38 protein-coding genes are annotated in these 23,385 nt (G+C 42.3%); 35 read left to right on the top strand and 3 right to left on the bottom strand.

Annotation, left to right across the window (positions count from 1 at the left end):
• Positions 1 to 23: 23 nt before the first annotated feature.
• From rplC to HOP08_06220, 32 genes are all read left to right on the top strand, one after another.
• Positions 24 to 656, top strand: a complete 633-nt coding sequence (rplC, locus tag HOP08_06375; protein NOT74538.1) for a 50S ribosomal protein L3 — start codon at positions 24 to 26, stop codon at positions 654 to 656.
• On the top strand, positions 656 to 1,285 hold the full coding sequence (rplD, locus tag HOP08_06370; GenBank protein NOT74537.1) for a 50S ribosomal protein L4: 630 nt from the start codon (positions 656 to 658) through the stop codon (positions 1,283 to 1,285). Before rplC ends, rplD begins: the two co-directional genes overlap by 1 nt.
• A gap of 4 nt (positions 1,286 to 1,289) precedes the next feature.
• On the top strand, positions 1,290 to 1,577 hold the full coding sequence (rplW, locus tag HOP08_06365) for a 50S ribosomal protein L23 (GenBank protein NOT74536.1): 288 nt from the start codon (positions 1,290 to 1,292) through the stop codon (positions 1,575 to 1,577).
• 10 nt (positions 1,578 to 1,587) lie between these two features.
• Positions 1,588 to 2,412: a 50S ribosomal protein L2 gene (rplB, locus tag HOP08_06360; protein NOT74535.1), complete on the top strand. Its 825-nt coding sequence runs from the start codon at positions 1,588 to 1,590 to the stop codon at positions 2,410 to 2,412.
• Positions 2,412 to 2,699, top strand: a complete 288-nt coding sequence (gene rpsS / locus HOP08_06355; protein ID NOT74534.1) for a 30S ribosomal protein S19 — start codon at positions 2,412 to 2,414, stop codon at positions 2,697 to 2,699. Before rplB ends, rpsS begins: the two co-directional genes overlap by 1 nt.
• 11 nt (positions 2,700 to 2,710) lie before the next feature.
• Positions 2,711 to 3,184: a 50S ribosomal protein L22 gene (gene rplV, locus HOP08_06350; GenBank protein ID NOT74533.1), complete on the top strand. Its 474-nt coding sequence runs from the start codon at positions 2,711 to 2,713 to the stop codon at positions 3,182 to 3,184.
• Positions 3,184 to 4,044 carry a 30S ribosomal protein S3 gene (gene rpsC, locus HOP08_06345; GenBank protein ID NOT74532.1) on the top strand — a complete coding sequence of 287 codons (861 nt, stop codon included), beginning with the start codon at positions 3,184 to 3,186 and terminating at the stop codon, positions 4,042 to 4,044. The genes rplV and rpsC overlap by 1 nt, the downstream gene beginning before the upstream one ends.
• A gap of 33 nt (positions 4,045 to 4,077) precedes the next feature.
• Complete coding sequence (rplP, locus tag HOP08_06340) at positions 4,078 to 4,500, top strand: 50S ribosomal protein L16 (GenBank protein NOT74531.1); 423 nt, start codon at positions 4,078 to 4,080, stop codon at positions 4,498 to 4,500.
• A gap of 4 nt (positions 4,501 to 4,504) precedes the next feature.
• Complete coding sequence (rpmC, locus tag HOP08_06335; protein NOT74530.1) at positions 4,505 to 4,699, top strand: 50S ribosomal protein L29; 195 nt, start codon at positions 4,505 to 4,507, stop codon at positions 4,697 to 4,699.
• Between the two features lie 11 nt (positions 4,700 to 4,710).
• Positions 4,711 to 4,965, top strand: a complete 255-nt coding sequence (gene rpsQ / locus HOP08_06330) for a 30S ribosomal protein S17 (protein ID NOT74529.1) — start codon at positions 4,711 to 4,713, stop codon at positions 4,963 to 4,965.
• Positions 4,966 to 4,990: 25 nt separating this feature from the next.
• Positions 4,991 to 5,359, top strand: coding sequence for a 50S ribosomal protein L14 (gene rplN / locus HOP08_06325; protein ID NOT74528.1), 369 nt, complete (start codon positions 4,991 to 4,993; stop codon positions 5,357 to 5,359).
• 4 nt (positions 5,360 to 5,363) lie between these two features.
• Entirely contained in the window at positions 5,364 to 5,729 is a 366-nt protein-coding gene (rplX, locus tag HOP08_06320) for a 50S ribosomal protein L24 (protein ID NOT74527.1), read from the top strand.
• A gap of 7 nt (positions 5,730 to 5,736) precedes the next feature.
• Positions 5,737 to 6,288 (top strand): 50S ribosomal protein L5, encoded by a 552-nt coding sequence (rplE, locus tag HOP08_06315; GenBank protein ID NOT74526.1) that lies wholly within the window; start codon positions 5,737 to 5,739, stop codon positions 6,286 to 6,288.
• A 9-nt stretch (positions 6,289 to 6,297) separates the two neighbouring features.
• Positions 6,298 to 6,567 (top strand): 30S ribosomal protein S14, encoded by a 270-nt coding sequence (gene rpsN / locus HOP08_06310; protein ID NOT74525.1) that lies wholly within the window; start codon positions 6,298 to 6,300, stop codon positions 6,565 to 6,567.
• 75 nt (positions 6,568 to 6,642) lie between these two features.
• Entirely contained in the window at positions 6,643 to 7,041 is a 399-nt protein-coding gene (gene rpsH, locus HOP08_06305; protein ID NOT74524.1) for a 30S ribosomal protein S8, read from the top strand.
• Between the two features lie 10 nt (positions 7,042 to 7,051).
• A complete protein-coding gene (rplF, locus tag HOP08_06300) occupies positions 7,052 to 7,609 on the top strand; it encodes a 50S ribosomal protein L6 (protein ID NOT74523.1) in 558 nt (185 codons plus the stop codon).
• Positions 7,610 to 7,618: 9 nt separating this feature from the next.
• Positions 7,619 to 7,966 carry a 50S ribosomal protein L18 gene (locus HOP08_06295; protein NOT74522.1) on the top strand — a complete coding sequence of 116 codons (348 nt, stop codon included), beginning with the start codon at positions 7,619 to 7,621 and terminating at the stop codon, positions 7,964 to 7,966.
• A 5-nt stretch (positions 7,967 to 7,971) separates the two neighbouring features.
• Entirely contained in the window at positions 7,972 to 8,490 is a 519-nt protein-coding gene (gene rpsE, locus HOP08_06290; GenBank protein NOT74521.1) for a 30S ribosomal protein S5, read from the top strand.
• Between the two features lie 5 nt (positions 8,491 to 8,495).
• The gene (rpmD, locus tag HOP08_06285) at positions 8,496 to 8,675 is read left to right on the top strand and encodes a 50S ribosomal protein L30 (GenBank protein NOT74520.1); all 180 of its coding nucleotides are present in this window, start codon (positions 8,496 to 8,498) and stop codon (positions 8,673 to 8,675) included.
• Positions 8,676 to 8,677: 2 nt separating this feature from the next.
• Positions 8,678 to 9,124 carry a 50S ribosomal protein L15 gene (gene rplO, locus HOP08_06280; GenBank protein NOT74519.1) on the top strand — a complete coding sequence of 149 codons (447 nt, stop codon included), beginning with the start codon at positions 8,678 to 8,680 and terminating at the stop codon, positions 9,122 to 9,124.
• Positions 9,124 to 10,437 (top strand): preprotein translocase subunit SecY, encoded by a 1,314-nt coding sequence (gene secY, locus HOP08_06275; GenBank protein ID NOT74518.1) that lies wholly within the window; start codon positions 9,124 to 9,126, stop codon positions 10,435 to 10,437. Before rplO ends, secY begins: the two co-directional genes overlap by 1 nt.
• 5 nt (positions 10,438 to 10,442) lie before the next feature.
• Entirely contained in the window at positions 10,443 to 11,237 is a 795-nt protein-coding gene (gene map, locus HOP08_06270; protein ID NOT74517.1) for a type I methionyl aminopeptidase, read from the top strand.
• Entirely contained in the window at positions 11,216 to 11,434 is a 219-nt protein-coding gene (gene infA, locus HOP08_06265; GenBank protein NOT74516.1) for a translation initiation factor IF-1, read from the top strand. Before map ends, infA begins: the two co-directional genes overlap by 22 nt.
• 1 nt (position 11,435) lies before the next feature.
• Positions 11,436 to 11,552, top strand: coding sequence for a 50S ribosomal protein L36 (rpmJ, locus tag HOP08_06260; GenBank protein ID NOT74515.1), 117 nt, complete (start codon positions 11,436 to 11,438; stop codon positions 11,550 to 11,552).
• 92 nt (positions 11,553 to 11,644) lie between these two features.
• Positions 11,645 to 12,025 (top strand): 30S ribosomal protein S13, encoded by a 381-nt coding sequence (gene rpsM, locus HOP08_06255; protein NOT74514.1) that lies wholly within the window; start codon positions 11,645 to 11,647, stop codon positions 12,023 to 12,025.
• A 34-nt stretch (positions 12,026 to 12,059) separates the two neighbouring features.
• Positions 12,060 to 12,464: a 30S ribosomal protein S11 gene (gene rpsK / locus HOP08_06250; protein NOT74513.1), complete on the top strand. Its 405-nt coding sequence runs from the start codon at positions 12,060 to 12,062 to the stop codon at positions 12,462 to 12,464.
• A gap of 29 nt (positions 12,465 to 12,493) precedes the next feature.
• Positions 12,494 to 13,099, top strand: a complete 606-nt coding sequence (gene rpsD, locus HOP08_06245; GenBank protein NOT74512.1) for a 30S ribosomal protein S4 — start codon at positions 12,494 to 12,496, stop codon at positions 13,097 to 13,099.
• A 38-nt stretch (positions 13,100 to 13,137) separates the two neighbouring features.
• A complete protein-coding gene (locus tag HOP08_06240; GenBank protein NOT74511.1) occupies positions 13,138 to 14,127 on the top strand; it encodes a DNA-directed RNA polymerase subunit alpha in 990 nt (329 codons plus the stop codon).
• Positions 14,127 to 14,654, top strand: a complete 528-nt coding sequence (gene rplQ / locus HOP08_06235) for a 50S ribosomal protein L17 (protein ID NOT74510.1) — start codon at positions 14,127 to 14,129, stop codon at positions 14,652 to 14,654. Before HOP08_06240 ends, rplQ begins: the two co-directional genes overlap by 1 nt.
• A 116-nt stretch (positions 14,655 to 14,770) precedes the next feature.
• Positions 14,771 to 15,868 carry a glutamine-hydrolyzing carbamoyl-phosphate synthase small subunit gene (gene carA / locus HOP08_06230; protein ID NOT74509.1) on the top strand — a complete coding sequence of 366 codons (1,098 nt, stop codon included), beginning with the start codon at positions 14,771 to 14,773 and terminating at the stop codon, positions 15,866 to 15,868.
• 36 nt (positions 15,869 to 15,904) lie between these two features.
• On the top strand, positions 15,905 to 17,182 hold the full coding sequence (eno, locus tag HOP08_06225) for a phosphopyruvate hydratase (GenBank protein NOT74508.1): 1,278 nt from the start codon (positions 15,905 to 15,907) through the stop codon (positions 17,180 to 17,182).
• A gap of 165 nt (positions 17,183 to 17,347) precedes the next feature.
• Positions 17,348 to 18,709 carry a hypothetical protein gene (locus HOP08_06220; protein NOT74507.1) on the top strand — a complete coding sequence of 454 codons (1,362 nt, stop codon included), beginning with the start codon at positions 17,348 to 17,350 and terminating at the stop codon, positions 18,707 to 18,709.
• Positions 18,710 to 18,717: 8 nt separating this feature from the next.
• Here the strand turns inward: HOP08_06220 and HOP08_06215 are convergent, their stop codons facing one another.
• Positions 18,718 to 19,083, bottom strand: a complete 366-nt coding sequence (locus tag HOP08_06215) for a nuclear transport factor 2 family protein (protein NOT74506.1) — start codon at positions 19,081 to 19,083, stop codon at positions 18,718 to 18,720.
• Between the two features lie 141 nt (positions 19,084 to 19,224).
• Here HOP08_06215 and HOP08_06210 point away from each other — a divergent pair, with 141 nt between their 5' ends.
• The gene (locus HOP08_06210; protein NOT74505.1) at positions 19,225 to 19,518 is read left to right on the top strand and encodes a septum formation initiator family protein; all 294 of its coding nucleotides are present in this window, start codon (positions 19,225 to 19,227) and stop codon (positions 19,516 to 19,518) included.
• A 3-nt stretch (positions 19,519 to 19,521) separates the two neighbouring features.
• A complete protein-coding gene (locus HOP08_06205) occupies positions 19,522 to 20,058 on the top strand; it encodes a hypothetical protein (GenBank protein NOT74504.1) in 537 nt (178 codons plus the stop codon).
• 3 nt (positions 20,059 to 20,061) lie between these two features.
• Here the strand turns inward: HOP08_06205 and HOP08_06200 are convergent, their stop codons facing one another.
• Positions 20,062 to 21,141, bottom strand: coding sequence for an Ldh family oxidoreductase (locus tag HOP08_06200; GenBank protein NOT74503.1), 1,080 nt, complete (start codon positions 21,139 to 21,141; stop codon positions 20,062 to 20,064).
• Positions 21,142 to 21,212: 71 nt separating this feature from the next.
• On the opposite strand from HOP08_06200, the gene HOP08_06195 reads away from it, so the two are divergent.
• Entirely contained in the window at positions 21,213 to 22,319 is a 1,107-nt protein-coding gene (locus HOP08_06195; GenBank protein ID NOT74502.1) for a porin, read from the top strand.
• A 16-nt stretch (positions 22,320 to 22,335) separates the two neighbouring features.
• On the opposite strand, the gene HOP08_06190 is transcribed toward HOP08_06195, so the two are convergent.
• A complete protein-coding gene (locus tag HOP08_06190; protein ID NOT74501.1) occupies positions 22,336 to 23,295 on the bottom strand; it encodes an exopolyphosphatase in 960 nt (319 codons plus the stop codon).
• Between the last annotated feature and the right edge of the window lie 90 nt (positions 23,296 to 23,385).

Raw genomic sequence — 23,385 nt, 5'->3', positions numbered from 1 at the left:
AAACAGCAAAATAGGTTTCAACCATGCCTGGAATAATAGGACGTAAGATTGGGATGACAAGCATATATGGCCAGGACGGTCAGAATATCGCGTGTACAGTCATCGAGGCGGGACCGTGTGTAGTCACTCAAGTCAAGAACGACGAGACTGATGGATACAGTGCCGTGCAATTGTCCTTCGGAGAATTGAAAGAAAAGAATGCATCCAAGCCGCTGGTAGGTCACTTCAAGAAAGCTAATACTACACCCAAGCGTGATGTAGTTGAGTTTCGTGACTTCAGCGCAGAGTTCAACAGTTTTGCCGAACTCGGCAAAGAAGTTCGTATTCAGGATGTGTTTGCCGAAGGCGATTTTTTGGATGCCGTGGGTACCTCTAAGGGGCGCGGTTTCCAAGGTGTAGTGAAGCGTTATGGCTTCGCTGGAGTAGGTGGCCAGACTCATGGTCAGCATAACCGTCTCCGTGCACCGGGATCAATGGGTAATGCCTCTTTTGCATCGCGAGTGATCAAAGGAAAGCGTCTCCCTGGCCGAATGGGCAATGACCGTGTGAAAGTTACCAACCTCAAGGTGGTAAAGATCATAACGGAGCACAACCTGATCCTGGTCAGCGGATCTGTACCGGGCGCGAAAAACTCAACTATAATCCTGCAGAAGTGATGGAAGTAGCAATTACAAAACATAGCGGTGAGGCAACGACCCGCAAAGTGAATCTCTCTACAGAGGTTTTCGGCATTGAGCCTAATGACCACGCTATCTGGTTGGATGTGAAAAGCTATCTGGCTAACCAACGCCAGGGTACACATAAGTCCAAGCAGAGAAACGAAATTTCTGGTTCTTCCAAAAAACTTAAGAAGCAAAAAGGAACAGGTGGTGCCCGTGCAGGTAACATCAAGAATCCTCAATTCAAAGGTGGTGGTCGTGTATTTGGACCTGCTCCCCGCGAGTATTCTTTCAAGTTGAATAAGAAAGTAAAAGAACTTGCACGCAAGTCAGCACTTACTTATAAAGCAAAAGACAATCAGATCGCAATCATTGAGGATTTCAGCTTCGATGCTCCAAAGACAAAGCAATTTGCAAGCATGCTGAAATCATTGGGATTGAATGAGCAAAAAACTCTTCTTGTGATCCCTGAAAGCAATCAGAACATCTCTGCTTCTGGAAGAAACATCCAGAACACTAAAGTTATCACTGCATCTCAGATCAATACATATGATGTGATCAATGCTGATAAGCTTGTGTTGGTTGAGAGTTCGGTAGGTAAAATCGATAACCTCTTAAATAAGTAATCCGATGAGTATCCTAAAGAGTCCTTTGGTTACTGAAAAAGTTTCTTCCCTCAATGAAAAGGGTAAGTATGGTTTCATTGTTGAAATCACTGCCAATAAAGTTGAGATCAAGAATGCAGTAGAAAAGATGTACGGTGTAAACGTAGAGAAAGTAAACACACTTAGCGTAATGGGTAAGTTGAAAGTGCGCTCTACTAAGGCAGGTACATTGTCTGGCCGCAAGCCTAATTATAAAAAGGCAATTGTCACTCTCGCTGAGGGTGAAGTGATAGATTTTTACGGTAACGTATAATATATAAGCGATGGCTTTAAAGAAATTAAGACCCATAACACCAGGTACGCGGCATAGACTTGCCCCGGGCTTTGAGGATATTACTGAATCCCGTCCTGAGAAGTCTTTGCTGACTTCTTTGAAAAAGACAGGTGGACGTAATAGCAACGGTCGTATGACAATGCGCTACATAGGCGGTGGTCATAAGCAAAAATCAAGAGATGTAGACTTCAAGCGTGAAAAGTTTGGTGTACCTGCAGTGGTTAAGTCGATCGAATACGATCCAACACGCACAGCACGTATCGCTAAATTGTACTACGCTGATGGTCATAAGTCTTATATCATTGCTCCACAAGGATTGTCCGTTGGACAGACAGTAATGTCTGGAAGCGACATCGCACCGGAAGTTGGTAACACACTTCCATTAGCGAAGATCCCGGTTGGTACAATTGTTCACAACGTTGAGAACAAGCCAGGTAAGGGAGCATCTATTGCAAGAAGCGCTGGATCTTTTGTTCAGTTGCTTGCTCGTGAAGGTGACTATGCAACATTGAAGATGCCTTCTGGTGAAATGCGCCAGGTGTTGTCTAAATGTCTTGCTACGGTTGGTGCGGTTTCGAATCCTGATCACATGAACGAATCAGTTGGTAAAGCTGGTCGCTCACGTTGGAGAGGCATTCGCCCACGCACAAGACCAGTTGCAATGAACCCTGTTGATCACCCGATGGGTGGTGGTGAAGGACGTGCGTCAGGTGGTCATCCAAGATCACGTAACGGCTTGTTGTCTAAGGGCAAGAAGACACGTCACCCTAAGAAGTATTCAGATGGTCTAATCGTATCTAGAAGGAAGAAATAATGGGAAGGTCAGTCAAAAAAGGTCCATACCTCGATGCGCGCCTCGCGAAGAAGGTGACCACACAAGAGTCGTCAGGAAAAAAATCAGTGATCAAGACTTGGTCACGGAGAAGTACGATCACTCCTGATTTGATAGGATTCACTTTTGCTGTGCATAATGGCAACAAGTTTATCCCAGTGTATGTAACTGAGAATATGGTGGGACATAAGTTAGGTGAGTTTGCACCTACCCGCACATTTAAGGGCCATACTGGAAACAATAAGACAGAATCGGCTGGAGCCAAATAATATAATCCTCCATGGAAACAACGGAAAAGAAATTAAAAGGCTCAGTTAAGAAACGCATGAAGATTGCGGCAGTGAAAGAAGCTGCTAAGCAAGGTCCTGCTGTTGCTTACCTGAACAATGTTCCTACCTCTCCCCGCAAGATGCGCCTGGTAGCAAATTTGATCCGCGGTGAGCGCGTTTCAAAAGCTTTGAACGTATTGAAATACGAAGCTCAGCATGCTTCTGAGAGAATGGAGAAATTGCTCATGTCAGCAATCTCTAATTGGGAGTTAAAGAACAAGGATGTAAAGTTGGAAGAAGCTGACCTGTTCGTAAAGGAAGTATATGTTGGAGGAGGTCGTATTCTGAAGAGATTACGCCCTGCACCACAAGGACGTGCACACCGCGTTCGTAAGCGTTCTAATCATGTCACTCTGGTGGTTGATAGAATGCCAGCTCAAGAAGTTAAGGAAACAAAAAAGGTTGAAAAAGAAACCAAGGCATAATGGGACAAAAAATTAATCCTGTCGGCTTCCGCCTCGGCATCGTTCGTGGTTGGGACTCTAACTGGTTCGGAGGAAAGACATTCTCTGATAAGCTGGTCGAAGATCAGAAGATCAGAAAGTATATCGATGCCCGAATTCAAAAGGGAGGTATTGCTAAAGTAGTGATTGAACGCACTATTAAACGCATTACACTTACAATTCACACTGCCCGTCCAGGTGTAGTGATTGGAAAAGGTGGTACCGAAGTCGATAAGATCAAGGAAGAGTTGAAGAAACTTACTGGCAAGGATGTTCAAATCAACATCTTTGAAATCAAACGTCCTGAGTTGGATGCAAGATTAGTAGGTGAATCAATTGCTCAGCAGCTTGAAGCGCGTATTTCTTATCGTCGTGCGATGAAGCAATCTATCGCTTCTTCAATGCGCGTTGGTGCAGAAGGTATCAAGATAAAATTGTCAGGTCGTTTGGCAGGTGCTGATATGGCCCGTACAGAGCAATATAAAGAAGGAAGAATTCCATTGCACACATTACGTGCAGACATTGATTACGCAATCTCTGAAGCAAATACTGTTTACGGAAAGATTGGTATCAAGGTGTGGATTTTCAAAGGTGAGATTTTTGGTAAGCGTGATTTGTCACCAAACATTGGTATTGTATCTCAAGGCGAAGCTAATGCAGCCGGCAAGACACAGAGCGGTGGTCCTCGCAGAGGTGGTGAACGCGGCGAACGCAGAAGCGGTGAAGGCCGTGGCGATCGTGGTGGCGACAGAAGAAGTGGTGGCGGTGGTGACCGTGGAGGAAGAGGCGGAGAGAACAGAAGCGGCGGTGCCGGTGCTGGCCAAAGAGGTGGAAGAAGATAATAGTATTTAGGAACGATAAATAAGGTTTCAGCGATGTTACAACCGAAACGTACAAAATTCAGAAAGATGCAGAAAGGCCGCGTTAAAGGCATGGCCACTCGCGGACATACAATTGCATTTGGATCATTTGGCCTAAAGGCTGTTGAGATGGGATTGTTAACAGCTCGTCAGCTAGAAGCAGCCCGTGTTGCTGTAACTCGTGCTATGAAGCGTGAAGGTCAGGTTTGGATCAGAGTGTTTCCTGACAAACCTATCACACGTAAACCTGCCGAAGTACGTATGGGTAAAGGTAAAGGAGCTCCTGAGTATTGGGTAGCACCGATCAAGCCAGGTACAATCCTGTTCGAAGCGGGTGGTGTAACACGCGCTGTAGCACTAGAAGCATTGAAGCTCGCCGATGGTAAGCTTCCTATTAAAACAAAATTTGTAGTACGAAGAGACTACGTAGAAGCATAAGCGTATGAAGAACTCTGAGATTAAAGATTTGACATTGGATGAGCTCAAGGAAAAACTTGGCTCTGAAAAAGAGACGTTGCGCAAGCTGAAATTTGCTCACCAGGTTTCTGCTATTGAAAATCCAATGAAAATACGCGAGACCCGCAGGGTGATCGCCACAATCAATACAGTGTTGCGTCAAAAAGAAAACGCAAAGTAAACAGTAACAGTATGGAAAGGAATTTAAGAAAAGAAAGAGTGGGTCGCGTGGTGAGCAATAAAATGCAAAAATCCATCACCGTTGCAATTGATCGCAAAGTGAAACATGAGATCTATGGCAAGTTCATGAAGAAGACCACTAAGCTGACTGCCCATGATGAGAAGAATGAAGCAGGTATCGGCGATACAGTGAAGATCAGCGAAACCCGTCCCCTCAGCAAGAATAAGCGCTGGAGATTGGTGGAGATCATTGAGAAAGCGAAGTAATTGGATTGATAGATAAAGAAAAGTTATGATACAGAGCGAATCACGCCTCACAGTGGCAGACAATAGCGGAGCAAAAGAAGTGCTTTGCCTCCATGTATTGGGCGGAACTCACCGACGCTATGCTTCGGTTGGAGATAAAATTGTGGTGACTGTTAAGTCTGCTATTCCTACCAGTCAGATTAAAAAAGGAACTGTATCGAAAGCGGTTATCGTTCGCACTAAGAAAGAAGTAAGAAGAAAAGACGGTTCATATATCCGTTTTGAAGATAACGCAGCCGTGCTTTTGACAGCACAGGATGAGCCTCGTGGTACCCGCATTTTCGGACCAGTAGCACGTGAGCTTCGTGAGAAACAGTTTATGAAGATTATTTCATTGGCCCCTGAAGTATTATAAGATTATGGAAAGAGGTACTAACAAACAGCCTAAGCTTAAGATTCGTAAAGGTGACACCGTAAAGGTGATCTCCGGAAACTACCGTAGCACTGCTGACAAGATTAACTCTGGCAAGGTGTTGGAAGTTATTCTGGATAAGAATAGAGTGATCGTTGAAGGAATCAACATGGTGACAAAGCACCAGAAGCCATCTGCAGGAAAACCTGAAGGTGGTATTAAAAAGACAGAAGCTTCCATTCATATCAGCAATGTGGTATTGCTGGATCCGGCAACCGGCAAGCCTACTAAGGTTGGTCGCAAGCTGAATGATAAAGGTAAGCTTCAGCGCTTCGCCAGGAAGACTGGAAAATTTATAGAAACCGTTAAGTAATAAAGCCATGGCAACGCCCAGACTAAAAGAAAAATATAGCAAGGAGATTGTTCCGGCACTGAAAGCAAAGTTTCAGTACAGCTCGGTTATGCAAGTTCCTAAGATCCAAAAGATCTGCGTCAATAAAGGTATTGGTGCAGCAGTAGCGGATAAGAAAATGATTGATGTTGGTTTGGAAGAAATTACAACCATCACAGGTCAGAAAGCAGTTCCTACAAGATCAAAGAAGGATATCTCCAATTTCAAGTTGCGTTCTAATCTTCCGATTGGTGTAAAAGTGACATTGCGTGGAGAAAAAATGTACGAATTCATGGACAGGCTGATGAATGTTGCCCTTCCACGTGTTCGTGACTTCAAAGGTGTTAGTGATAAAGGCTTCGATGGTCGTGGAAACTATACCCTCGGCGTAAAGGAGCAGATCATTTTCCCGGAGATTTCAATTGATAAGGTTACAAAGATCAATGGTATGGACATCACGTTCGTTACCACTGCTCAGACAGATGAAGAAAGTTATGAGCTCCTGAAGGCTTTCGGGATGCCGTTTACACAGAAAAATTAATACGTTGCCATGGCAAAATTAGCAATCATCGCAAGGGATAAGAAAAAGGAAAGGCTGGTAGCCCGTTATAAGAACAAGCGTCAGGCTTTGAAAAAAGCTGGCGATTGGGAAGGTTTGGATAAGCTGCCACGCAGCTCATCTGCAGTGCGCCTTCACAGCCGTTGCAAGCTCACAGGACGTCCTCGTGGGTACATGAGCAAGTTTGGAATTTGCCGTAACCAGTTCCGCCAAATGGCACACGACGGGAAAATCCCTGGAATGACGAAAGCGAGCTGGTAATTTGAAGTAAGGAAAGGATTAAATATCTTTGCGGCCCCGTTTTACAAAATGGGCCGCGTTTTAATTGAAAAGAACATGACAGACCCGATTGCAGACTATTTGACAAGGCTCAGAAACGCCATTAAATCACGCCACCGCGTGGTAGAGGTGCCTGCGAGCAACATCAAGAAAGAAATTACAAAGGTGTTGTTTGACAAGGGGTATATCCTGAACTATAAGTTCGAGACTACCGAAAACAAGCAGGGAATGATCAAAATCGCCTTGAAATACAATCCTGAAACGAAAGATTCAGCAATCTCAAAGATTGACAGAATCAGCTCACCAGGGTTGCGTCAATATAAGCCGTCAGATGAGTTGCCTAAGGTTCTTAATGGACTTGGCATTGCGATCCTGTCAACTTCAAAGGGAGTTATTACTGATAAAGAGGCACGCGCCCTCAATGTTGGTGGAGAAGTATTGTGTTACGTTTATTAATAGATAAGAAATGTCACGGATCGGTAAATTACCAATAGGAGTTCCAAAAGGTGTTACATGCACTTTTTCAGAATCCAATAAAAAAGTGACCGTGAAAGGTCCGAAGGGAGAATTACACCAGGAATTGAAATCAAACTTCAAAGTGAAGGTTGAGAATGATTCAATTGAAGTAACACGTCCTTCTGATGATAAACCAGATCGTGCGCTTCATGGTTTGTACCGCGCGCTTATCAATAACATGGTTATTGGTGTTAGCCAGGGGTACAAGGAGCAATTGGAATTGATCGGTGTTGGTTATAAGGCTTCAGCACAAGGCAATGTTCTTGAGCTAAGCTTAGGATATTCTCACAGTGTGTTTGTTGCAATTCCTTCAGAGTTGAAACTTCAGGCACAGCAGGAGAAGGGTTCAAACCCAATGATCATTCTGGAAGGTATTGACAAGCAATTGATCGGACAGGTAGCTGCGAAGATCAAGTCGCTTAGAAAAGTTGAGCCTTACAAAGGAAAAGGTATTCGTTACGTGGGTGAATATGTTCGCAGAAAAGCTGGTAAAGCTGCTGCTAAATAATAAAAGATTATGCCAACAGTTAAGACAAGTCGCAGGTCAAGAATTAAGATGGGCATTCGCAAGAATGTTGAAGGCACTTCAGTGCGCCCTCGTCTTTCAGTGTTTCGCAGCAACAAAGCGATCTATGCACAGCTCATAGATGACTCAAAAGGTCATACCATCGCATCTGCTTCTTCAGCAGATATTGAAAAAGCTAAGCTTAACAAGGAAACTTCTAAGACAGTAGGAAAGAAGGTAGCTGAGAAAGCATTGGCGTCCGGCGTAAGTGAGATCGTTTTTGATCGCAACGGATATTTATATCATGGAAACATTAAAGCTTTGGCCGAAGGCGCCAGAGAGGGTGGATTAAAATTCTAAGCGCAATGACACAGAGCAACGTCAGTACAGTAAAGGCCAGCGAAATCGATCTTAAAGAAAAGGTCGTAGCGATTCAGCGCGTAGCCAAAGTGGTAAAGGGTGGACGTAGGTTCAGCTTCTCTGCCATTGTGGTTGTAGGTGATGGCAACGGTGTGGTGGGATATGGCTTAGGAAAAGCGAACGAAGTTACCGACGCGATCACCAAAGGGATTGATGATGCCAAGAAGCATTTGGTAAAAGTGCCCATCATTAAAGGTACTGTTCCTCATGATTCTATTGGAAAATTCGGTGGTGGTCTTGTGTTGTTGAAGCCAGCTTCTCCTGGTACAGGAGTAATTGCAGGTGGTGCGATGCGTGCCGTTTTGGAAAGTGCTGGTGTTCATAATGTATTGGCAAAATCAAAAGGATCTTCAAATCCTCACAACGTGGTAAAGGCGACCTTCAAGGCATTGACAACAATGCGTGATGCACACACAGTAGCCCGCAACCGTGGAGTAGAATTATCTAAAGTATTTAACGGATAAGAGTCATGGCGAAAGTTAGAATTACACAAATCCGTAGCACGATTAAACGTCCGGAAACTCAATTGAGAACAATTCAGTCTCTTGGACTTGGAAAGCGTGATAAGTCAGTGGAAGTAGAATATACACCGCAGATCCAGGGAATGGTAAGAAAAGTAAGTCATCTGGTAAGCGTTAAAGAACTATAACAATGAAGTTGAATACATTAAAACCGGCAGAAGGTTCCACCAAGAACAATAAGCGCCGTGGAAGAGGACAAGGTTCAGGTGGTAGTACTGCTGGCCGTGGTCACAAAGGAGCTCAGTCACGTTCAGGTCATGCCACTAAGGCTGGTTTTGAAGGTGGTCAGATGCCATTGCAACGTCGTATTCCTAAGTTCGGCTTTAAAAACAATAACAAGATCTATTACAAAGGCATCAACCTTGATGCATTGGAAGAACTTGCTCAGAAGACCAAGGCTGCTGCTATCAACTTACAATTGATGATGGACAACGGTATCGTTGGTAAGAAGGACAAGGTTAAAATTTTAGGTCGTGGAGAACTGAAATCAAAAGTGAGTGTGGAAGCACATGCATTTTCTGAAACAGCAACAAAGGCAATTGAAAACGTCGGCGGAAGCGCCACAACAGTGAAATAATGAAGAGATTCTTTACAACCATAAAGAACATTTTCTCAATCGAGGACCTTCGGGTACGGATTCTGAATACTATCGGATTCCTGATCATTTTCAGATTAGGATCTTACATTGTATTACCTGGAATCGAGCCAAGCGCACTCAGCAGCAATGCAGGTGGTGGTGTTTTCGGTTTGTTGGATACTTTGGTTGGAGGTTCTTTCAACAGAGTTTCAATTTTCGCATTAGGCATTATGCCTTATATCTCTGCTTCTATCGTAGTGCAATTGCTTACGGTAGCAGTTCCGCATTTCACCAAACTTCAAAAGGAAGGTGATAGCGGTAGAAAGAAATTGAATCAGTTTACCCGTGTCTTGACAATTGTCATTACTGCGGCTCAGTCATATGGCTATTTAAGATCAATTGTAAATCCTGAGGCGATCATCAATCCAGGAGTATTCTTTACAGTTTCTTCTATCATCATCCTCGTGGCGGGAACAATGTTCTGTATGTGGTTAGGTGAGCGTATTACTGATAAGGGTATTGGTAACGGTATTTCCATGCTGATTATGATCGGTATAGTTTCCCGTTTCCCTGGAGCGCTTTATCTGGAAGCAACAACAAAAGGAATGAGTGGCGCATTGTTGTTCATTCTTGAATTGCTTGCATTGTTCTTTGTAGTAGTAGGAGTAATTGCCTTAACACAAGCAACGCGTCGTATTCCTGTACAGTATGCCAAACAGGTTGTTGGCAATAAGTTGTATGGTGGTAAACGTGATTTTATTCCATTGAAATTGAACTCTGCTGGTGTAATGCCAATCATCTTTGCTCAGGCGCTGATGTTCATTCCGCCATTGATGGCAGGTATCTGGGGAGATAGCGACATTGGTGCCTATGTGGGTTCCACCTTTGCTGACTTCACTTCATGGCAGTATAATTTGTTGTTTGCGATTCTGATTCTGTTGTTCACGTTCTTCTATACGGCGATTACAGTTCCCTCCAACGATATAGCTGATAATTTAAAACGCAATGGTGGATTTATCCCAGGCATTAAGCCAGGTAAACCAACTGCTGAGTTCATCGATGGTATTTTATCAAAAATTACACTTCCAGGCGCTTTGTTTTTAGCAGCGGTCGCGATCATGCCAGCATTTGCTGTGCGTGCTAACGTCACTCAGAACTTCGCTCAGTTTTATGGTGGTACTTCGCTTTTGATCCTTGTAGGAGTTGTGCTCGACACGCTTCAGCAAATTGAAAGCTACTTGCTCATGAGACATTACGAAGGGATGATGAAATCCGGAAGAGTAAAAGGACGTTCTCAGTTTGCTGCGGCTTAAGGTTGATGATTCACCTAAAGTCGGACGAAGAGATTCAGATCATAAGAGAAAGCGCAACAATATTAGCGCAGACTCACGGTGAAGTTGCCAGGCTGATAAAGCCAGGGGTGAAGACGAAAGTTCTGGATCAAAGGGCCGAAGAGTATATTAAAGACAAAGGAGGAATTCCTTCTTTTCTAAAGTATAACGGATTCCCTGCATCACTTTGCATTTCTGTAAATGATACAGTTGTGCATGGTTTTCCAGGAGAATACGAGTTGAAAGAGGGTGATGTTGTTTCGGTTGATTGTGGAGTTAAGTATAAAGGCTACCACAGCGATTCAGCCTACACCTACCCGCTCGAAGGAGTTAGCACAGAAGTGCTGGACCTTTTAAACCGGACGTACGATTCGTTGTACCTCGGTATTGAGCAGGCAAAGGCAGGAAACAGAATTGGCGATGTTGGATATGCGATCCAGTCGTTTGTTGAAAATTTTGGTTACGGAGTTGTAAGAGAGCTGGTAGGGCACGGATTAGGGAAACAACTTCATGAAGATCCGGAAGTTCCGAACTACGGTAAACGTGGAAAGGGACCAAAGATCGTAGCGGGAATGGTCATAGCGATAGAGCCAATGATCAACCTGGGAACCAAGAATGTGGTTCAGGAGAAAGACGGATGGACGATTCGTACAGCAGATCGCAAACCTTCAGCTCACTTTGAGCATACGGTGGCGATTTATGAGGACAGAACGGAAATATTGACAACGCACGAGGAAATAGAAAAAAATTATAGTTATAAGTGGCGAAACAAAAGTCGATAGAACAGGACGGTACCATTCAAGAGGCATTGTCCAATGCGATGTTCAGAGTGCAGTTGGAGAATGGCCATGAAGTATTGGCACATATCTCGGGTAAGATGCGAATGCATTATATCCGGATTTTGCCGGGAGATAAAGTGAGACTTGAAATGTCTCCATATGATTTGACAAAAGGTAGGATAACGTTTAGATACAAGTAATATGAAGGTAAGAGCATCCATAAAAAAGCGCAGCGCCGATTGCAAGATCATTCGTCGCAAGGGCAAATTGTATGTGATTAACAAGAAGAATCCACGTTACAAACAGCGTCAAGGATAAAAACTGTTGATGGCTGATCGTTATTAGTTGTTGAAGAACAACTGAAACGGAAAGCCGGAGACTAATAACTTTTAACGAACAACTAATTTAACATGGCACGTATAGCAGGCGTTGATATTCCGGATAACAAAAGAGGCGAAGTAGGTCTCACGTACATCTATGGCATTGGTCGTAGAAGAGCGCAACTGATTCTTACTCAGGCTGGAGTTAACTGGGACAAGAAAGTTAAGGAATGGAATGATGAAGAATCCAATGCGGTTCGTGCCATCATTGCAGAGAAATTCAGAATTGAAGGTGCTCTTCGCTCTGAGGTTCAGCTTAGCATCAAGCGTCTGATGGACATTGGTTCTTACAGGGGCTTACGTCACCGCAGAGGTTTACCAGTGCGTGGACAGAAGACAAAGAATAATGCGCGTACCCGTAAAGGAAAACGCAAAACAGTTGCTAACAAGAAGAAGGCAACTAAAGGGTAATTGATTTAATAACTGAACGAATAAGACTTTTTCCATGGCAAACGAACCGGTAGAAAAAAAGAAAGACAAGAGCAAAAAACGCACTGTCCAGGTGGAGGCGATAGGTCAGGTCCATATCAGGGCTACCTTCAATAACATCGTAATATCCATGACCAATACAACTGGTCAGGTAGTAGCATGGGCGTCTGCCGGAAAGATGGGATTCAAAGGATCTAAGAAGAACACTCCTTATGCTGCACAAACAGCAGCTCAGGAAGCTTCTACTAAGGCCTTCGAATTAGGTCTTAGAAAAGTTGAGGTTTTCGTAAGAGGTCCTGGTTCAGGACGTGAGTCTGCGATTCGTGCAATTCAAAACTCAGGTATTGAAGTGTTGACGATCAAGGATTTGACACCGCTTCCGCACAACGGTTGCCGTCCTCCGAAGAAAAGAAGAGTTTAAAAGAGTAATAAAGATTTTTAGAAAATATCATGGCACGATACACTGGTCCCAAAACGCGAATTTCAAGAAGGTTCAACGAGCCTATCATGGGAGAGAGCAAGGCTTTTCAAAAGAAAAACTATCCTCCTGGACAGCACGGAAAAACCAAGAAGCGCAAGCAGTCTGAGTATGCTATTCAGTTAGCTGAAAAGCAGAAGGCGAAGTATACTTATGGTGTTCTTGAGCGTCAGTTTTCTCACACATTTGACAGAGCAACCCGTAAAAAGGGAGTAACTGGTGAAGTTCTTTTGCAACTTCTCGAGTCTCGTTTGGACAACATGGTTTATCGTCTTGGTATTGCTCCAACACGTCGTGCCGCTCGTCAGTTGGTAGTGCACAGACACATCATTGTTAATGGTGAAGTGGTAAATATCCCTTCTTACTCATTGAAGCCAGGTGAAACCATTGGAGTGCGTGAAAAATCAAAGTCATTGGAAGCGATATCAACAAGTCTTTCCATTGGCGGTGCGAAAAAATATAACTGGTTAGAGTGGGATAGCACTGAGATGGTAGGAAAGGTTATCAATCTGCCTCCTCGCACAGAAATTCCGGAGAACATCAACGAGCAGTTAATCGTCGAATTGTACTCCAAGTAAGTAGTAGTAGTAATTCTCGAAACGAAAAAAAAGTACCTATGTCAATATTAGCATTTCAAATGCCGGAGAAGGTAGTGATGGAGAAGTCAGATGACTTCCACGGCTTCTTTACCTTCAAACCGCTGGAAAAAGGATATGGAGTTACGATCGGTAATGCCCTAAGGAGAATCTTGTTATCCTCTTTGGAAGGCTACGCGATTTCCGGAATTAAAATCCCGGGCGTACTTCATGAGTTTTCGACCATTGAGGGAGTTGTAGAAGATGTAGCAGAAATTATTTTGAACTTGAAACAAGTTCGCTTCCGTAAGTTGGCTGATAATTTTGACAACAAGATTACAGTTAACATCAAGAAGCAAAAGCATTTCAAAGCAGGTGATATCACAAAGTTCACTTCAGCATTTGAGATCCTGAACCCAGATCATATCATCTGTACATTGGATGAATCATCACATTTTGAGATTGAATTAACAATCGAAAAAGGACGTGGTTACTTGCCAGCGGAAGAGAATAAGCCAAATGAGCAGGTATTCGGATTCATTCCGATCGATGCCATCTTTACGCCAATTAAGAATGTAAAGTTCAGCGTTGAAAACACTCGTGTTGAACAACGTACTGACTATGAAAAATTATTAGTTGAAATTGAGACAGACGGCTCCATCCATCCTGAAAAGGCTTTGGAAGGTGCAGCGTTTATTTTGATTCAACACTTCCGTCTCTTCTCTGATAAATCGATCGAGCTCGAAACAGGAACAGACAGTGAAGTAGAACAAGTAGATGAAGAGATGCTTCACATGCGCAAGCTGTTGAAGACTCCACTTCATGATCTTGATCTATCTGTACGTGCTTACAATTGCTTGAAGGCTGCTGATGTTAAATCACTGGGTGACCTTGTTCAGTTGGAGATTTCGGATATGATGAAGTTCAGAAATTTTGGAAAGAAATCGTTGGCCGAATTGGAGCAGTTGGTTTCTGAAAAGAACCTGACCTTCGGTATGGACCTTGCGAAATATAAATTGGACGAAGACTAATGAGACACGGTAAAAAAAATAATCACCTTGGGCGCAAAAAAGCTCACCGTGATGCACTCCTTTCAAACATGGCATCGTCGCTGTTGATCAATAAGAGGATCACAACGACTCTTGCTAAAGCTAAAGTGCTTCGCAAGTATGTTGAACCTTTGATCACAAAGGCAAAAACTGACTCTACGCACTCACGCAGAACAGTATTTTCTTACCTACAGAACAAAGAGTCTATTCAGGCATTGTTTGGTGAAGTGGCAACACGCACTGCAGACCGCCCGGGTGGCTACACCCGTATCATCAAGTTGGGCGACGCCCGCCTCGGTGATGCTGCTGAAATGTGCCTCATGGAACTTGTAGATTTCAATGATATCTACAAGAAGGATGGAGCAGAGAAGAAAGCTAAGACCCGTCGTAGCCGCAAAGGCAAAAATGCTGACGCAACCGATGCAGTAGTTGAAGAAACTCCTTCTGCTGAGGCCAAAACAGAGAAAAAGGCAAAAGCGAAGAAGGCTCCTAAGAAAGACAAAGAATAGGTGAATACTTCAAAAGATAGAAAAAAGGGATTGAGCATTTGTTCAGTCCCTTTTTTCATTTTCTGTAGGGCAAGCAAATTTGGAAATGTATTTTTGTCACACCAACACTATAAGCATTGAGTCAGAAAGCATATCTCCTTCTTGAAGACGGTCTCCTCCTGGAAGGATTGGCCATCGGAAAAATAGGCACTACGGGTGGTGAAATTTGTTTTAACACCGGAATGACCGGTTATCAGGAGATCTATACGGATCCCTCGTATTACGGTCAGATCATTGTAAACACAACTGCTCATATTGGAAATTACGGGACAATAGCAGAAGAGCAGGAATCAGAGAAGCCAACAATCAGTGGATTGGTGGTAAATGATTTTTCCGACTCCTATAGCCGTAAAGCCTCAAATGAAAGTCTTCAGAAGTATCTGGAAAAGCATGGTATCGTTGGAATCGCCAATGTTGACACACGCATGTTGGTCCGTCACATTAGGAGCAAGGGTGCGCAGAATGCAATTATTTCATCTGCATTAAAACCAGAAGATCTGAAGAAGGAATTGGCTGCCGTTCCAAATATGGATGGACTAGAGTTGGCATCTGTAGTGAGCACCAAGGAAGCATATACAGTAGGTGATGAGAAGGCAGAATTTAAAGTAGCTGCACTCGATGTAGGTATAAAAAAGAACATCCTTAGAAACTTGGTTAAGCGTGGATGTTTCGTTAAGGTATTCCCTGCCAAGACAACCTTTGCGGAAATGGAGAAGTGGAAACCAGATGGATATTTTATTTCCAATGGTCCTGGAGATCCGGCTCCTATGAAGTATGCGATCAAAACTGTTCAGGATATGCTTGAGGCAAACAAGCCTCTTTTCGGGATTTGCCTTGGCAATCAATTGCTGGCACTCGCCTCAGGGTTATCTACATATAAAATGCATCACGGTCATCGTGGATTGAATCACCCTGTTAAAAATCTCATCACTGGTCTCGGCGAAATGACATCACAAAATCATGGCTTTGCAGTAAAGGCAGAAGATGTTGATAAGAATCCGAATGTTGAGGTGACACATATTCATCTTAATGATCAGACGATAATGGGAATACGCCTGAAGAATAGGAATGCATTTTCAGTGCAGTACCATCCAGAAGCATCACCAGGTCCACACGACTCCGCTTATTTGTTCGATCAATTTGTGGATATGATCAAACAAGAAAAATCAAAGTAATAGATAGTTACATCATAAATTAAAAAACACTTTCCCATGAGCTACATTGAAAGCATTCACGCCCGTCAAATATTAGACAGCCGGGGCAATCCAACTATTGAAGTAGATGTATTTACTGAGTCCGGCGCCTTTGGAAGGGCAGCGGTCCCATCCGGAGCATCTACCGGTACGCATGAAGCAGTTGAGCTTCGTGACGGAGATAAGAAGAAATACATGGGTAAGGGTGTTCTGAAAGCAGTCGATAATGTCAATAATAAGATAGCTTCAGAGATCGTAGGTTTTCCTGTTTTCGATCAAACATTGATCGACAAGATCATGATCGAATTGGATGGCACCACGAATAAAGGAAAGCTTGGTGCAAATGCTATTTTAGGAGTTTCGTTGGCAGTAGCGAAAGCTGCAGCAATGGAAGCGGGGCAGCCATTATATCGTTATATCGGTGGAGTGAATGCCAATACACTTCCTGTTCCAATGATGAACATTCTGAATGGCGGAAGTCACGCTGACAACTCAATCGATTTTCAGGAATTTATGGTAATGCCTGTTGGTGCTGATACCTTTTCAGAAGCACTTAGAATGGGAGCGGAAATATTTCACACCCTGAAGGGTGTTCTTCATGATAAAGGTCTTTCTACGAACGTAGGAGATGAAGGAGGTTTTGCTCCTAACATCAAATCCAACGAGGAAGCAATCGAGATCGTGTTGAAGGCAATCGAAAAAGCAGGTTACAAACCTGGCTCTGATGTTTTCATAGCACTCGATCCTGCTGCTTCTGAATTCTTCGACAGCAAGTCAAAAACGTATCATTTCAAGAAATCCAATGGCAAAAAATTGAAACCACTTGAAATGGCTGCTTACTGGACTACCTGGGCAAAAAAATATCCGATCATTTCATTGGAAGATGGAATGGCGGAAGATGACTGGGCAGGATGGAAGGCATTGACTGATAGCATCGGTAAGAAAGTGCAATTAGTGGGTGATGATTTATTTGTAACGAATGTTAATCGCCTGCAAGATGGAATTGATAAAGGAGTTGCGAATGCAATCCTTGTTAAGGTGAATCAAATCGGATCATTGACAGAAACAATTGATGCTGTAAATCTTGCCAAGAGGAATTCTTACAAGAGTATTATGTCACATCGCTCTGGCGAAACAGAAGATAATACAATTGCGGACCTCGCGGTTGCGTTGAACACCGGACAGATCAAGACAGGTTCGGCATCACGTTCTGACCGAATGGCTAAGTACAATCAATTAATTCGTATTGAAGAAGAGCTGGGAGAAGTGGCATATTTCCCTGGAAGAAATCTTTAATAGATAATCTCTTTATATTAAAAAGCGCCTGATCTCGGGCGCTTTTTTTGTGCTTCCTTTTTAAAAACCTGCTTATATTGTAGTGCTCATCGGTAACCTACCATGAAATTCGCCCCATGTTTTCTTGTTTTTTTTCTGATCACCTTTTTGAGTGCCTACTCTCAAATGAGGCCAAGACCTGGTGAATTTGGTGAGCCAGACAAAGAATGGTGGGCCAGTAAATTAAATCCCTCAGATACTTCGATAGCCGCTGTTATCCTTTTCGACTATGGCAAATGCATGCCGGAAAGTTATGGCACAAAGTTCATTCATAAGAGAAGAATTAAAATTTATAATAAAAGCGCATTGAATAAGTGGGCTAATTTGTCTTTCATACTTCCGGGTGTACGTCTTGCTGATTTTGAGTGTGTTGTTTATAATTTGGAGAATGGTCAGATCATTGAAACTGAAGTTGATAAGGGTGATCTTTTAAAAGATGACTATACAAAAAATGTTAAGTTCTCAGCTCTTGCAATTCCGAATGTAAAAGAAGGATCAATCTTTGAATATAGTTATACATTAAAAACCACATCTTTTGAGGTTCCTAAATGGAGTTTTCAACATTCAATCCCAGTTATATGGAGTGAGTATGAAGTTAATTTTTGGGCAACAAATTCCGGTGTGTTTGTTTTAATCAACGGAGAGTATAAAATCGATCTTATTGAGAGTAAAAATAAAAGGACTAGAAAATACGTATTAACTGATGTTCCGGCATTCGTATCAGAACCTTCTATGCCATCAGAACGCTATTATAAATCATCTATTGAATTCAGACCGGATAGATTCAGTCGTGGTATTACAGAGCATTATTCTAAAGACGATCTTCTTAAATACGGATTGATTCGCGACAGTGTAAAAATGGACACCAAAATTTTCGCAGATGTTAAATTTAGATTGAAAGAGGATGGAGAAATTAATGGTGTGATTGAAATAAGGAAATCAGGCTATGAAGCACTCCAGGCCAGAAAAAGTCTTAAAAAATTCAGCGAAGAGGAATTCTTAAAAGACCAATTTTATCAAAAGAACTGGACTGTCGTTAAGCAAGAATTACTAAATCATTTGGACAGTTCAAAAGATCTTATTCTCAAGTATGAGTTGATCATCCAGGATCATGTCCAAAAGACAGATGATTTTATCTATTTAAATCCTTATCTCGTGCTTCAGGAAGAAAGTAATCCCTTTAAGTCAGAGACCCGTATTTATCCCTTGGACATGGGCTCCAGAATGGCAAGAACGGTTGTAACCTCTATTGAAATACCAGAGGGCTATAAGATCGATGAACTCCCAAAAAGTATGGTGATAGCATTGCCAAATAAGCATGCTACCTTCTATACTCAGGCATCAATTGTTGGAAACTCAGTTTACTTAACATGTACAATGAAAATAAATAAGATCATTTTCAATGCGAATGAATATCCTGCCTTACGTGAGTTCTTTGAAAGGATTGTTGCAAAGAAATCCGAGCTATTGGTGTTTAAGAAAAAGTAATAATTTTTCTAGCTGTGATAAACCCTGGATGAAACAATTAATCCATTTTTTACTTCAATGAATTCACCCACTCGTAGCTCGGCTTCATTTTCAACGTGGCGCATGTATTCCATAAAAACTCTATCCTCAAATGGAGTAAGCCTAATGATGTGGTAACGTAACGAGGGGAGCCTGTCAAAAGAATCCTGCCACCATTTTCTCAAATGATCTTTGCCTTTGATAAGTCCATTGGTATTTGGTTCCCGAACCTTGAGCTTTGGACTGTAATGTTCGGCTTCGTCATGGTATAATGAGAGGAGCATCTCGAGATTGTGATTATTGAAAGCCGCAAACCATGTCAATGCTATTTTATTTAGATCTTCATTATTCTTCATAGTTCTAATGAATTTTGGGTGACAGAATTGGAAAGTTAAAGGAATAACAAATGGAAAATAGCTCATTTTGGCCCTCAGGGTTCATTTTGTAGTCTGGAATAACAAAAATCCTCTATCTTCGTATAACCATTTTTTAAACTTATGTTAAAGCAAATTCCGCCCACCTTTAGAAATTTTTATTTCGTAACTGGTGTTTCTTTTTTGGTCTGGATGACTTTTTTGGATTCAAATGATCTGATCAATCGTTTTAGACTGACAGCAAAACTTAATTCACTTGAGAATGAGCGTGAATACTATATGGAAAAAATTCAAGCAGTGGAAAAAGACCGTAACGAGTTGATGGGCACCACTGAATTGCTTGAAAAATTTGCTCGAGAGAAATACCTGATGAAAAAACAGACTGAAGATATTTTTATCATTCAAGAAAAAGATTGAAAAATGAAACCTCTCCTGATTTGCAGTTTTTTATTGCTGACCACATTGAGCTCTTTTGCCCAAAGAGAAATTGACGAGGATAGCAATCCTAAGTTTATGGATCGTGTTTATTTTGGTGGTGGCCTGGGATTCAGCACAGGAACGAGTTCATATAATGGAAAATATACCTATGTCGGACTTTATCCAATGATAGGATACATGGTTAATAACCAGTTTTCAGTAGGAACAACAATTACCTATCAATACTATAGTTATCCGGATGTGAATCTTTCCATCTCTCAGTATGGCTTCAGTCCTTTTGCGAGGTATAATTTTGGACCTGTATTTTTATACAGTGAGTTTATGGTTCTTAATACTCCTAGCTATGATCAGGGTGCCAGTAGAAGAATTTACAATAGATGGCTTAATGGGGTAGGATACTCACAGCCAATTGGATCACGCGGTTCAATCAATGCGATGGCGTTGTATGATGTATTATACAATGATTCTGAACGTGTATTTAACTCTCCCTGGGTATTTCGTGTGTTCTTCTCTTTTTAGAGCTCAGAACTCAACATGGAATTTCTCTCCAAGTTGTTTTAGATCGTCTGCAACCTTTGGATCAAGGGGTATTCCTTCTTTTCTTCTTTGAATCTCAAACTCACGTTCCGGATCACCGGGAATCACCAGATGAGACTCACCTGAAATTGTTTTAGCAGCTCTAAAGCGAGTGATCCAGTTGTCCATGTGATGCTTGAAATCAGATGTTGGACGAAATGCATCAACTCTCATAGCCCCAAAGAAATGTCCAATGCCATCTCCTACCGGATCAGATGGAGGAGCAAGAAAGCTTACAAAAGGGGGAACCCACGGTCCGTAGTTAGCGCCAGGCAAAACAGCAGAAAAAATATCCACCCATGCTCCAAGACAAAATCCTTTATGACTTCCATGCTCACGGTCACTTCCCAGAGGAATGAGAGCTCCGCCATCTTTTAATTCATGTGGATTCGTGCTGGGCGATCCGTCTTTTTTTTGAATCCAACCAACAGGTGCTTGCTGATCTTTGCGCTGTAATATCTCAAGCTTACCATTAGCAGCAGTAGTAGTTGCAAAGTCCGCCACAAAGGGAGGTTGCTCACCTGCAGGTATAGCAACACAAATAGGATTTGTTCCAAGTAATCTTTCAACAGAAAATGTCGGTGCCACTAATGGGCTTGCATTGGTCATCGCTATTCCGATCATGTCGTGTTCAAGTGCCATCATTGCATGTTGGCCAGCGATGCCAAAGTGATTTGAATTTTTTACTGCTACCCAACCCGTGCCGCATGTTCGGGCTTTTGCAATTGCGACATTCATAGCAAATGGAGCTACTACCAAACCTAGACCCTGATCGCCATCAACCACAGCGGTGCTGGGCGATTCATGAACGATGCGAAGGTTTGGTTTGCTGTTAATCCTTTTGGCTTCCCAAAGACGGATATACCCGCTAAGTCTGGCAAGTCCATGTGAATCAATTCCCCGCAAATCGGCCCGAAGTAAAACATCAGTTGCTTGTTTTGCTTCGGCTGGTGAACATCCAATCTTAATAAATATGTTATTGGCAAACTGCCAGAGTCGGTCGTGCGTAAAAATCTGAGCTTTCATTTGGTAAAAATAAGACGGGAACTGAGAATTACGCTATTCCCTTTCCTACTTGTATTTTTCTATTTTTATGAATGATCATCTGTAGACTTCTCTTTATTCTGTTGCTAATGCTCCCTGTATTGAGTTATAGTCAGGTCATTAACACGGCTACGATGGATACCGTTGAAACAACTGTTATTGGCCGTGTGGGAATCGGAGGATACGTTGACTCTTATTATGGATACAACTTTAACAAACCTTCTGATGGAGTTAATCCATATTTTGTGTCGTCAGCCAGGCACAATGAATTTACCATCAATCTTGCCTATGTAGACATTCGCTATCGTTCTAAATACATGCGTGCGAGATTTGTTCCTGGTTTTGGCACGTACATGGATGCAAACTATAAAAGTGAACCAGGCTCCCTTAAAAATATGGTGGAAGCCAATGTTGGCGTACTGATTTTCGAGAACAGAAAAATCTGGCTTGATGTGGGGGTGCTGGGATCTCCTTATACAAATGAGAGCGCAATTTCTAAGGATCACTTAATGTATACTCGGTCCCTTGCTCCAGAGAATGTTCCGTATTACATAACGGGAGCAAAAGTATCAATACCGCTTTCGTCAAAGTTTAATGCGTATCTCTATGTTATGAATGGTTGGCAGGTTATTCAGGACAATAACACTGGAAAATCATTTGGGACACAATTGGAATACAGACCGAATAGACAGATGCTCGTCAATTGGAACACGTACGTTGGTGATGAGCGTTCAGCCGTTCATCCCAATTTCAGAACAAGATATTTTAATGATTTTTATTGGATCTATAATTCCGGAGGTAAGTTTTCCGCTACTTCATGTGTTTATTTTGGATATCAGGAAAAGAACGGAGCACCGACAGCTTCATGGTGGCAGGCTAATTTTATTGGAAGCTATGCCTTTACCGAAACGATCTCACTTTCAGCGAGGATAGAGCGATTTGAAGACAACGGAGGAATCTATGAATCATCGATCACCGGCATCGCCGGCTTTAAGGCATCCAGTTTTGGTGCATGTCTCAATCTGAAATTGCATCGACTAGCGATGCTTCGCTTCGAAGCAAGAAGATTCTTCTCAGAAGACAAGGTCTACATTGATGAGAATCAATTTCCTAGTAATGGATCTACTTTGCTAGTGGGTAGTTTAACAGCCTGGTTCTAGGAGTATTGGTTCTCGATTAAGATAATTGTTGTTGCTGGGCTTTAAGCCTCAGTATTTCTATCGCCATGGCTCCTTCTTTCAAGGAATAGGAGGACACCCTGATGCTGGTGAGATTAAACTTTTTGATCAGGTAATCCACCAGGCAACTTCCTACTACAATCATATCAACCCGCATCTCTATCATTCCCGGAACTTGCATACGTTGAGCCCTGTTTTTGGAAACTAACTGCTTATATATTTTATGAAATGCTTCAATTGTCAAAGGTGTTTCAGCATCATTCTTTGATATGGGAATATTATTTTCCATGCAATAGATTTCACTGAGTGTATCAAATGTTCCAGAAGAGCCAGCAAGAACTGTTGGTGTGTATTTTTCAACGGCATCTTGCAATGACCCTAGAGATTTTTCAAAGTACTCATTCAACTGGACTAATTCACTTTCTAAAATCGGGTCGTGTTTGTGATACATTTCAAGCAGGCGTTGTGCGCCTATTTCAAAGCTTTGCTTCCAGAATATATCTTTTCCATCGCCAATAATGAATTCAACACTTCCGCCACCAATGTCTACGATCATTGATGTTTTATCTCCTAATGTCACCGCAGATCTAACCCCATAATAGATGTACTCTGCTTCCTGCTCACCTGAGATCAGGTGAACCGTGATTCCTGTTGCTTCATAGATCTTATTTATAACTTCTTTGCTATTCTTTGCATTTCGAAGAGCGCTTGTTCCGAGTGCAAGAACAAGCGCGACCTGGTATTCATCAAGTTTGATTTTATAATTTTTAAGACATTGTATTGCCCGCTCCATTCCATCATTCGGAATGATATTCTGATTGATGCCTCCTACGCCGATTTTTACAGCTTGTTTTTCGCTATGAATTATTCTCCAATCTCCATCCTGAAGTCCCGTAATCAGGAGATGAAAAGTATTTGTCCCAAGATCAATAACGGCGATTTTTTGCTCCATTTTCAGCTTTCCAATATTTTCTATGTCCATTTTGAGAACAACAGACAAGTTAGTATATCGCTTCAAACAATAATATATTTGAGTTTCAACTGTATC

Source organism: Cyclobacteriaceae bacterium (assembly GCA_013141055.1).
GTDB lineage: Bacteria > Bacteroidota > Bacteroidia > Cytophagales > Cyclobacteriaceae > ELB16-189.
The sequence above is the reverse complement of the archived record's forward strand: the minus strand, read 5'-3'. Positions and strand labels throughout refer to the sequence as shown.